At 34.4% G+C, this 10167-nt stretch carries 10 protein-coding genes; 8 read left to right on the top strand and 2 right to left on the bottom strand.

Features of this window, described 5'->3' with window-relative positions:
* Positions 1-319: 319 nt before the first annotated feature.
* Both EV142_RS14785 and EV142_RS14780 read right to left on the bottom strand, forming a co-directional pair.
* Positions 320-1609, bottom strand: coding sequence for a phage integrase SAM-like domain-containing protein (locus EV142_RS14785; protein ID WP_132036618.1), 1290 nt, complete (start codon positions 1607-1609; stop codon positions 320-322).
* A 288-nt stretch (positions 1610-1897) separates the two neighbouring features.
* Entirely contained in the window at positions 1898-2356 is a 459-nt protein-coding gene (locus tag EV142_RS14780) for an SRPBCC domain-containing protein (RefSeq protein ID WP_132036617.1), read from the bottom strand.
* A 445-nt stretch (positions 2357-2801) separates the two neighbouring features.
* On the opposite strand from EV142_RS14780, the gene EV142_RS14775 reads away from it, so the two are divergent.
* From EV142_RS14775 to EV142_RS14740, 8 genes are all read left to right on the top strand, one after another.
* A complete protein-coding gene (locus EV142_RS14775) occupies positions 2802-3302 on the top strand; it encodes a tetratricopeptide repeat protein (protein ID WP_238698727.1) in 501 nt (166 codons plus the stop codon).
* Positions 3303-3434: 132 nt separating this feature from the next.
* Positions 3435-4388, top strand: coding sequence for an ion channel (locus EV142_RS14770; protein WP_132036616.1), 954 nt, complete (start codon positions 3435-3437; stop codon positions 4386-4388).
* A gap of 82 nt (positions 4389-4470) precedes the next feature.
* Positions 4471-5370 (top strand): MerR family transcriptional regulator, encoded by a 900-nt coding sequence (locus tag EV142_RS14765; RefSeq protein ID WP_132036615.1) that lies wholly within the window; start codon positions 4471-4473, stop codon positions 5368-5370.
* A gap of 37 nt (positions 5371-5407) precedes the next feature.
* The gene (locus EV142_RS14760) at positions 5408-6874 is read left to right on the top strand and encodes a phytoene desaturase family protein (RefSeq protein WP_132036614.1); all 1467 of its coding nucleotides are present in this window, start codon (positions 5408-5410) and stop codon (positions 6872-6874) included.
* Positions 6875-6878: 4 nt separating this feature from the next.
* A complete protein-coding gene (locus tag EV142_RS14755; RefSeq protein ID WP_132036613.1) occupies positions 6879-7718 on the top strand; it encodes a phytoene/squalene synthase family protein in 840 nt (279 codons plus the stop codon).
* Between the two features lie 79 nt (positions 7719-7797).
* A complete protein-coding gene (locus tag EV142_RS14750) occupies positions 7798-8238 on the top strand; it encodes a sterol desaturase family protein (RefSeq protein ID WP_132036612.1) in 441 nt (146 codons plus the stop codon).
* 146 nt (positions 8239-8384) lie between these two features.
* Positions 8385-8852, top strand: a complete 468-nt coding sequence (locus EV142_RS14745) for an SRPBCC family protein (protein ID WP_132036611.1) — start codon at positions 8385-8387, stop codon at positions 8850-8852.
* Entirely contained in the window at positions 8849-10141 is a 1293-nt protein-coding gene (locus EV142_RS14740) for a cryptochrome/photolyase family protein (protein ID WP_132036610.1), read from the top strand. The genes EV142_RS14745 and EV142_RS14740 overlap by 4 nt, the downstream gene beginning before the upstream one ends.
* The last annotated feature ends 26 nt before the right edge of the window (positions 10142-10167 follow it).

Genomic DNA, 10167 nt, shown 5'->3' with positions numbered 1-10167 from the left:
TATACTTTTAAACTACTTTTTAGACACCTTTTTGAGTTCATTTATACTGCTCACTTTTATCCAGAATTAGGTGCTCACTTTATCCAGAATATCCATATACAGCAATACATCAGTAAACCATAAGTCAATATCATTGATATTTTCTTCTTCTGAACACTCCATCTCTTTCCTGACCTTGTTCATATTATATGAGAAAAAATCTTTTCTTAAAAAACGCAATAAGTAGATATCAAGATTATTAGTCAAATCATAAACTGTCTTAATTCTATTAAAAGAAGTAATCTTATCTATGTTGTCGTAAAATGCAATTAGTTCTGTATTAGTCAATTTCAGTAGAATTATTTGGTTTTGTATCAGAAGACAATCTACTAAAATAATCTAACATTTGTAAGGCATTTTCATAGGTAGTTTTTCCAATGTATGACAAAAACATTCTTTCTGTTCCGTGTGCCGTAATACTCATTAATAATGGTGTAGGTATGCGACCGTAAAAATTAGTGGCAAACGACCTTCTGCAAACATGGGAACTGATAACCTGCCATTTAGGAAATATATCTTTTTTATGTGGAGTACCTTCTTTTTCTTTAATTCTTGCTCTAGTAGGTTTGTCAATTCCTGCCAATTGACAAACATCTTTAATATACTCATTGAATCGAGATAAAGAAATTTTATAAGGAAATCCATCTTTCAAAACTTCTAAAGCTTCTGGAAGTAAAGGAATTGCGACTAACTTACCAGTTTTTTGTTGCTTTAATTCAATTATCTTAGCTGTTCCCAGTTCTTTAATGTTTGCCTCTGTAATATTCAGTAAATCGCCTGCACGCTGTCCAATCAAACAACCTAATAACAACCATTTACGAGCATTTAATAAAGCCTCTCTAGTTATTTTTGCTTTTTTAATTTCGTTCTGCTCTTGCTCGTTTAGTGTAATAATATCCTCAGCCTCTCTAGTCTCCGATACTCCTTTAAAATTCCTTATTTGCGTTGAGGTTTCAATATCGTTTTTCGAAGCATCAAGACAAATAGTCCTAATATTAGCAATATTTTTACCAACGTAATTAGTTGAATAGCCTTTTTCAAACATCCACATTTTGTATTTTTCTACAAACTGCAAATTGATTTCTTTAATCAAAATACTTTTGCATTTTGTCTTTTCAGCTTCATATTTAATAACTGTATTTTTGAAAAGCTTCAAATTCTGGACACGTCCAGCACTCAAACCTAATTCCTTTTTTTGGTTTTGCTTGAATGGAGCATCATCAATATATTTTTGAATATAGTTTGTCAAAACATCTAAATCAACAACTGGAGATTTGTTGTTAAAAGCATCAATATTATTTTGTAACCAATCACCTGTAAACTCAGTTCCATCACTTACTGCATTATTGAAACATCTTTCTAAATGAATTTTTAGTTCAGCTAGTCGAATATTTAACTTTTTGGATTCATTGTCTCTTAATCTACTCTGCTCTTTGTCTGCGTTCCAATCTTTGAAATTGATAACAAAACCTGTTTTTCTCCAAAGTCTTATTTTTTGACTAATTGAATAATAAACATAAATGTTTGAATTATCACTTTCATTGCGGAGTTTGAGTTTTAGAGTAGCCATTTTTTAAGATTGAATTAAAAACCAAAGATATATATCTTGCTACACTTTTGCTACACTTAAAGTGTATTTATGCGAATTATCACGAATCACTCCGAATTTAAAAACCCTTAAACCCTTTGTTTACGGTACCTTTAAGTTTTTATGATTCCGTACAAATTCACGGGCTTTGTCCCCACCGTGGTCACATTTTTTACTTTATTTTCAAAACAAAAGCCTCATTACGAGGCTTTTGTTTTGTATAGATTTTTTATTTGACCACCATATCCCCACATAAGAGTGATGTAATTCCTATTTTTCACAAAGTTCTTTCAGTTTATCGAGTGCTTTTGGGTAGGTCTCGTTCATATAACCTAAAAAATCTTCTGTCGTATCTAAGTCAACAGTAACGGTTGTAATCCCTTTGTTTTCTTCAAACGTATAATTTTCAAATCCGTTTGCCCATTTTTCTACTTCTGGTCCTTCAGTTATTTCCTTATCAGCTTTTAAAAGTCCGTAATGCTGAATAGAAACAAATTGGTTGGGAATGTTTACAGCTATCCTGGAAACCATACCTCCTTTTTCTCCTTTCTCATCTACACCAATAAACAGAATTTTAGTTCCCTTGTCCCAACTTCCTTCATAGGTAGATGTAGGATTAAACAAGGAAGTCCATTGCTCATAAGTTGATTTACTAGTAATGCCAAGCATAAAATCATATATCCTGGCAACAGGTGCATTGATACTTACTTTGAATTGTAACTTTTTCATAATGTTAAATATTTCAAATTATTATTAGCTGTCATATTTGCTGTGGTTTTACATAGCGATATAACATTCCTAAACTTCAATCGATTTAAAGACTTTGCAGCAGCGTATTTTCCGCTACACTAAATTATAAAATAAAAAGGTAATTCTACTAAATCTACAAATCGATTAAAACGTGTATTAGCGGGAGTTTTATTCTTAATCTTACATTCCGGCTTTTATTTACATCAAAAACTTCCTCCAGGTCACTAAATGGAACAAGGAAGAAACATCTTTTATCCAATTTTATTTCGGTTTAAAATAATAGCTATTCCGCCAACATAAATAATCCTGGTAACAATAAAATTTTTTATTTACTAACTATTATTTCACAAAAGAAATTCTCTTACAAATAAATCTTTCTTAAATTCGTCCAGAATTAATTAACCTACTAATCCCAAATTAGTCTATGAAACATTTATTATTACTATCATTTCTTATGATTACGTGCTCCGGTATTGCACAATCTGCAACCGGATATTTTGATAAAGCCATGAAAAAGGCAGAATCAGGAAACACTAAAGGTGCTATTGCCGATTACACCAAAGCAATAAGCATGAATTCTAAATTTGTTGAAGCCTACCAAAACAGAGGAGTTGCCAAGTACAAACTCAATGATTTAACAGGAGCTTTGGCTGATTTTACTAAAGCAATCGAATTAGACACGATGAATTCTGATGCTTTTACAGGAAGAGCCAATGTCAATTACAAATTAATGAATTACGACGCCTCAATTGAAGATTGTTCGTACTGCCTTATGATGAATCCTAAAGATTATATTGCTTATAACTTAAGAGGTCTGGCTTATAATAAAATTGGAGATAAGAAAAAATCCTGCAATGACTTCACAAAAGCAATTGAACTAGGAAGCAAAAGCGCTATAAAAAACAAAGCCACCTTTTGTAAATAAAATCAAAAAATACAGTTTTTAATTGAAAAGCAATCTGCGAAAGTTCATTTTTCCAGATTGCTTTTCTGTTTATATGCTTACCTGTTTTCATCTTAAAATATTATTACATTTGCTATCCTAAACTAAATTTCAATGGCGCTCCTTAAAAAAATAAACAACAACGCTAAAACGGATGTAAATTCCGGATTCGGAACGAACGCAAGCAGTTACGGCGGAAGATTTGTAAACAAAAACGGAACGCCCAATATTGAAAGGAGAGGCATGCATTTACTGCATCGCATCAGTTGGTACCACACTATGATTGAAATGCCAAACTGGAAATTCATGCTTATTCTGTTTTCTTTTTATGTCGTCATCAATTTTATTTTTGCGATTGTTTATTACGCTATCGGAATACAACATCTCGACGGCATAGCGGCTTCCGGAAACTTCCTGACACAATTTGGACAAGCTTATTTTTTTAGCGCACAAACTTTCACTACCGTAGGATACGGACATATCAGTCCTACAGGATTTTTGACAAGTGCCTTATCTGCCGCTGAAGCATTAATCGGTCTCCTGAGTTTTGCTATTGCAACCGGTTTGTTCTTTGGAAGATTCAGCAAACCGACAGCATTCCTAAAGTTTTCACACAATGCCCTGATTTCACCTTATGGCGGCCATAAAGCATTAATGATAAGACTTGTTCCTTTTAAAAACACCAATTTAACAGATGCAAATGCAAAAATAACACTTGGAATGAGCATTGAAGAAAATGGCAAAATGATAAACAAGTTCTACAATTTAGAGCTGGAACTGGACAAAATAAACGCACTTTCATTAAGCTGGACTTTAGTGCATCCAATCACTGAAAACAGCCCTTTGTACAACTATACAGAAGAAGACTTCAGGAAAAATCACGGTGAAATTTTGGTGTTCATTACCACTTTCGACAACATGTTCAGCAATACAGTAGCCGCAAGAACATCCTATACTTTTGATGAAATTATTTATGGTGCAAAATTCCAAACCATGTACAACAGAAGCAAAGATGGCTCCAGAACGATTTTGCATCTGGACAAATTAAATCAGTATGAGACTACATAATTACCTATATTCCTTGATTTTACTTAAGATTTAAAGGTAATCTCAGATTTTAGTCTATTTTTGTTTACCAAATTGTAGTATAATGATAAACAACATAAAGACTGTTTTCAGCATAAAAGATCTTGAAAACTTATCTGGAATAAAAGCACACACGATTCGTATCTGGGAAAAAAGATATAACATTCTTGAACCTATGAGAACAGATACCAATATCAGACTTTATAATCTACAAAATCTACAGAAACTTCTAAACATAACATTACTACACGAATACGGTTATAAAATTTCTAAAATCGCAACCTATTCCGAAGAAAAGATTCCACAACTTGTTCGTGAAATCATCTCAAAAAAGAATTCACAGAACTATGCCATTACTTCCTTTAAAATGGCAATGATGAATTTTGACCAGGAAATATTCTTCAACACTTTTGACTGGCTGATTTCTGAAAAAACGTTTAAGGAAGTTTTCAAAGAAAATTTTCTTCCTCTACTAAAAGAACTCGGATTACTATGGCAATCTGAAACTATAACTCCGGCAAATGAACATTTCATGAGTCATTTGATCCAGCAAAAAATATTAATATATACCGAAAGCCTTCAAATACAAAAGCCAACCAGAACCGATCGCGTTTTTGTACTTTCCTTACCTTTAAATGAAATTCACCAGATCGGGTTACTGTACCTGCAATATGAAATTTTATCCAAAGGTTACAAAACCATTTATTTAGGAGAAAGCATGCCAATCGAAAACCTTCAGGATCTTACCCGACATTTCGACAACATCACTTTTATATCCTTCATGACCATTCAGCCGGACCGCAGCGTTATCAATCAATACGTAAAATCAATGGGGCAAAAATTACTCCTGAAAAACAACGAAATATGGCTTATGGGAAAAATGGTGGAACACATTGATACTAAAAATTTACCCGACAGAATACATATTTTCAATTCGATGAACGAAACAATAGAAAGAATATAAATATTTTGTTTAAAGTTTTTGTACATTTGTTAAACAAATGAAAAAAACTATCATCATTATAGGATCAGGCTTTTCTGCATTAGCGGCTTCCTGTTACCTTGCGCAACAAGGAAACAGTGTCACTATTTTTGAAAAAAACGAAACGATCGGCGGAAGGGCCAGACAATTCAAAAAAGACGGTTTTACTTTTGACATGGGGCCAAGCTGGTATTGGATGCCCGATGTTTTTGAGCGTTTCTTCAACGATTTCAATAAAAAGACATCAGATTATTACGAACTTATAAAACTGAATCCTGCCTACAGCGTTCATTTCGGCATTGCTGATTTTATAAATATCTACGATAACCTGGAAGAAATAAAAAACACTTTTGAAAACATTGAAACCGGAAGCGGCAAAAAACTGGACACTTTTATAAAAGAAGCAAAAAGCAATTACGACATCGCCATAAAAGATCTGGTGTATCGTCCGGGAGTTTCCCCTTTAGAATTAATTACGCCTCAGACCGCTTTAAAACTAAATCAGTTTTTCAGCACGGTCAGCCGTGATGTCAGAAAGAATTTTAAAAACGAAAGGCTCATCCAGATTCTGGAATTTCCCGTTTTATTTCTTGGAGCCAAGCCAACCAAGACGCCTTCTTTCTATAATTTTATGAACTATGCCGATTTTGGATTAGGAACCTGGCATCCCAAGACAGGAATGTTTGATGTGGTTCGCGCTATAGAAAAATTAGCAACCGAATTGGGAGTCACCATAAAAACCGATTCGCCAATAGAAAAAATAGTCGTAGAAAACAAAACCGCTACCGGAGTACTTATAAATGGAAATTTTATAAAGGCAGACATTGTTTTAAGCGGAGCCGATTATCACCACACCGAAACTTTACTGGACGAAGCACATCGCGTTTATTCCGAGAAATATTGGCAAAGCCGCGTTTTTGCTCCGTCTTCCCTCCTTTTCTTTGTGGGTTTTGATAAAAAAATAGAAAATATTTCGCACCACGCTTTATTTTTTGATGTTGATTTCGATCAGCACGCAAGTGATATTTACGATCATCCAAAATGGCCCGAAGCTCCTTTGTTCTACGCTAATTTCCCTTCTAAAACAGATGAGACTGCTGCGCCAATCGGAATGGAAAGTGCTTTTTTTCTGATCCCTTTAGCACCGGGAATAGAAGACAATCAGACACTTAGAGAAGAATATTTTGAAAAAATAATCACTCGTTTTGAGCAACTTACCCAACAAAAGATAAAAAATAACATTATATTTAAGAGGTCTTTTTGTAAAAACGATTTTGTAGAAGATTACAATGCCTACAAAGGGAATGCCTATGGAATGGCAAACACCCTGCTGCAAACCGCTTTTTTAAGACCTAAACTAAAAAGTAAAAAAGTCAGGAACTTATACTTCACAGGGCAATTAACCGTTCCCGGACCAGGTGTTCCTCCTGCTTTAATTTCAGGAAAATTAGTTGCTGAGTTAATTCGTAAATCTACTAGATCATAAAAAGATGAAATCACTATTTGACACTACTTCTTTCAAATGCAGCAAATTGGTTACCAAGAGTTACAGCACTTCCTTTTCGCTTGCGGTACATATGTTGGCACCAAGTATCAGGGAAGCCATTTACAGCATCTATGGATTTGTTCGTTTTGCTGACGAAATTGTCGATTCTTTTCATGAATATGACAAAGAATACCTGATCAATGATTTTGAAAAAGAATATTACAAAGCAATGGAAATGGGCATTAGCTTAAATCCTATTTTAAATTCTTTCCAACATACGGTAAAGCAATATAATATTACAGACGACCTGATTCAGGCTTTTCTAAAAAGCATGAAATTAGACCTTATAAAATCAACTTATAACACACAAACAGAATACGAAGATTATATCTACGGATCTGCGGATGTTGTTGGCCTAATGTGTCTTAAAGTTTTTGTTGCAGGAAAAGAGCAAAAATACGAACAGCTTAAAAATGAAGCGATGCGATTGGGATCTGCTTTTCAGAAAGTAAATTTCCTGAGAGATTTAAAAGATGACAATTTAGTTTTAAACCGAAATTATTTTCCCGGAATCGATCTGAAAACTTTTGATGAAAATGCAAAAACCGAAATCATCAACGAGATTGAGGAAGATTTCAGAATTGCATACCAGGGTATCGTAAAACTTCCTATCGAAGCCCAATTTGGCGTTTATACCGCTTTTGTTTACTATAAAAAACTTTTGAAAAAGCTAAAAAACACTCCTTATTATGAAATCGGAAATTCCAGAATCAGAGTTTCCAATTATACCAAGGCCGGACTTTTGGCGCAATCTTTTGTAACGTACAAGTTAAAACTGGTCTGATGCACTTTTGCATTATTCTTTTTCTTAAAACTATTTTTGGATCAGTTGTGTTGGCAACTTAATATTTAAAAAACATAAAATGATTTCTTTTCTACTATTTTTAGGTGTTTTTTTATTCATGGAATGTGTTACCTGGTTTACCCACAAGTACATTATGCACGGCTTAATGTGGTATTTTCACGCAGACCATCACCAGCCAAAATACGAAAACACTTTTGAGCGCAATGATATTTTCTTTGTCATTTTTGCCACACCGAGTATTATTCTTTTTTATTTAGGTGCGCAGGGCGGATTCAATTATCTCTTTTTTGTAGCGTGCGGAATTACTTTGTACGGAATCTGTTATTTCTTAATTCATGATGTTTTAATTCATCAGCGTTTTAAGTGGTTCAAAAATACCAAAAACAAATACCTCATCGGATTGCGAAAAGCACATAAAATACATCATAAACATCTGGGAAAAGAACACGGAGAATGCTTCGGAATGTTATTCGTACCCTTCAAATATTACAGAATGTAGGTTATTTTGGGCGTTACCCGCAGAAAAAGCGGGTCGGGTTTTACGTTCCCGCTTTTTTATGCCCGGCAAAACCAGACATAAAAAGAGCTCCACTTCAACCCCTAACGCATCTATTCCGTATCTGAAAACTATCCTAATAATCGATTATGAAATTATATAAAATAGAAACTGTTCAGCATATCAACAGCAGTATAGAAGAATGCTGGGATTTTTTTTCCAGCCCAAAGAATCTTCAGAGCATAACATTAGATAATATGAGTTTTGAAATCCAGGATTTCGACAACAAACGCATGTATCCGGGACAAATTATCAGATATACCCTAAAGCCTCTTCTGGGAATTAAAATGTCGTGGGTAACAGAAATTACAGTTTCAGAAGAAAATAAATATTTTATAGACGTTCAGCAATTTGGCCCCTATAAATTCTGGCATCACAAACACTTTTTTGAAGCTACCGAAACCGGAACAAAAATGACCGATGTTGTACATTATGGTTTACCCTTTGGCTATTTAGGACGTCTTATGAACAAATTGATTGTTGAAAAGAAGCTAAAAACGATTTTTGCTTACCGTAAGAATAAAATTGAAGAATTGTTTAACTCAAGAATAAAATGAAACAAAAAGTTACCTTTTTTTGGTTCCGACGCGATTTACGATTAGAAGACAACGTAGGTTTGTTTCATGCCTTGCAATCTGATTTTCCTGTAATTCCATTATTCATTTTTGATGAAGATATTCTTGAAAATCTTCCAAAAAATGATGCAAGGGTAAGTTTTATTTATGATTCCCTTCAAAAAATAAACGAAGAACTTAAAACAATTGAATCGGCTATTTTAATTAAAAAAGGAAAAACTGCCGAAGTATGGAAATCCCTGTTAACCCAATTTGATATTCAGAAAGTCCTATTCAATAAAGATTACGAGCCCTACGCCATCAAACGCGATTCAGAGATTAGCAGCTTAGTGCAACAAAATGGTGCAGTCTCTTTATCATACAAAGATCACGTCATTTTTGAAGAGAAAGAAATCACAAAATCAGACGGACTGCCGTACACAATTTATACGCCTTATAAAAACAAATGGCTGGAGAAATACCATCTTTCGGGACAAGCTCCGGAATATGATACCAAACCTTTGTTTTCAAACTTCGCCAAAAATCAATTTGAATTTCCGGAATTATCTGAAATAGGTTTTGAAAGAAGTTCCATAAAAGTGCTCCCTCATAACCTGACACAAATTGCCAATTATAAAGAAACAAGAGATTTTCCGGCGTTAGACAGTACTTCTTATCTTTCCCCGCATTTGCGTTTTGGAACTGTTAGTATCCGAAAATTAGTGAATTGGGCCAATAAGAAAAACCAGACTTTTTTAAGTGAACTGATCTGGAGGGAATTTTTTATTCAGATTCTGTTTAGTTTTCCACATGTAGTCAATCACAATTTTAAACCGGCTTACGACGGCATTGAATGGAGTAATAACGAAGAAGATTTTAAACGCTGGTGCTCCGGGACAACCGGATATCCTATGGTCGATGCGGGCATGCGGCAGCTCAACGAAACCGGTTATATGCACAACCGTGTACGAATGGTAGTCGCCAGCTTTTTATGCAAACATTTACTGATTAACTGGCAGTGGGGTGAAGCTTATTTTGCCGAAAAATTATTAGATTTCGAATTGGCTTCCAACGTGGGCAACTGGCAATGGGCTGCAGGAACGGGCTGTGACGCCGCACCTTACTTCCGGGTTTTTAATCCTGAAATTCAACAAAAGAAATTTGACGAAAAAGGAAGCTACATCCGCAAATGGATTCCTGAATTTGACCTGGGTTATAATGCCCCAATGGTCGATCATGCTTTTGCCAGAGATCGGGCTATTGCTACTTATAAAAAGGGGATAATCAAATAAATTCCAAAAAATTTAAATTCCAAATT

Origin of the sequence: Flavobacterium circumlabens (assembly GCF_004345565.1) — a bacterium.
In the GTDB taxonomy this organism is placed as follows: Bacteria; Bacteroidota; Bacteroidia; order Flavobacteriales; family Flavobacteriaceae; genus Flavobacterium; species Flavobacterium circumlabens.
Note: the sequence above shows the minus strand (reverse complement) of the source record. Positions and strands in the feature narration are given on the sequence as shown.

Bases quoted from the DNA above. Each gene is read 5' to 3' on its own strand.
- EV142_RS14775 (WP_238698727.1), top strand. From the start codon at position 2,802: ATGAAACATTTATTATTACTATCATTTCTTATGATTACGTGCTCCGGT.
- EV142_RS14765 (WP_132036615.1), top strand. From the start codon at position 4,471: ATGATAAACAACATAAAGACTGTTTTCAGCATAAAAGATCTTGAAAAC.
- EV142_RS14785 (WP_132036618.1), bottom strand. From the start codon at position 1,609: ATGGCTACTCTAAAACTCAAACTCCGCAATGAAAGTGATAATTCAAAC.
- EV142_RS14770 (WP_132036616.1), top strand. From the start codon at position 3,435: ATGGCGCTCCTTAAAAAAATAAACAACAACGCTAAAACGGATGTAAAT.
- EV142_RS14745 (WP_132036611.1), top strand. From the start codon at position 8,385: ATGAAATTATATAAAATAGAAACTGTTCAGCATATCAACAGCAGTATA.
- EV142_RS14760 (WP_132036614.1), top strand. From the start codon at position 5,408: ATGAAAAAAACTATCATCATTATAGGATCAGGCTTTTCTGCATTAGCG.
- EV142_RS14750 (WP_132036612.1), top strand. From the start codon at position 7,798: ATGATTTCTTTTCTACTATTTTTAGGTGTTTTTTTATTCATGGAATGT.
- EV142_RS14780 (WP_132036617.1), bottom strand. From the start codon at position 2,356: ATGAAAAAGTTACAATTCAAAGTAAGTATCAATGCACCTGTTGCCAGG.
- EV142_RS14755 (WP_132036613.1), top strand. From the start codon at position 6,879: ATGAAATCACTATTTGACACTACTTCTTTCAAATGCAGCAAATTGGTT.
- EV142_RS14740 (WP_132036610.1), top strand. From the start codon at position 8,849: ATGAAACAAAAAGTTACCTTTTTTTGGTTCCGACGCGATTTACGATTA.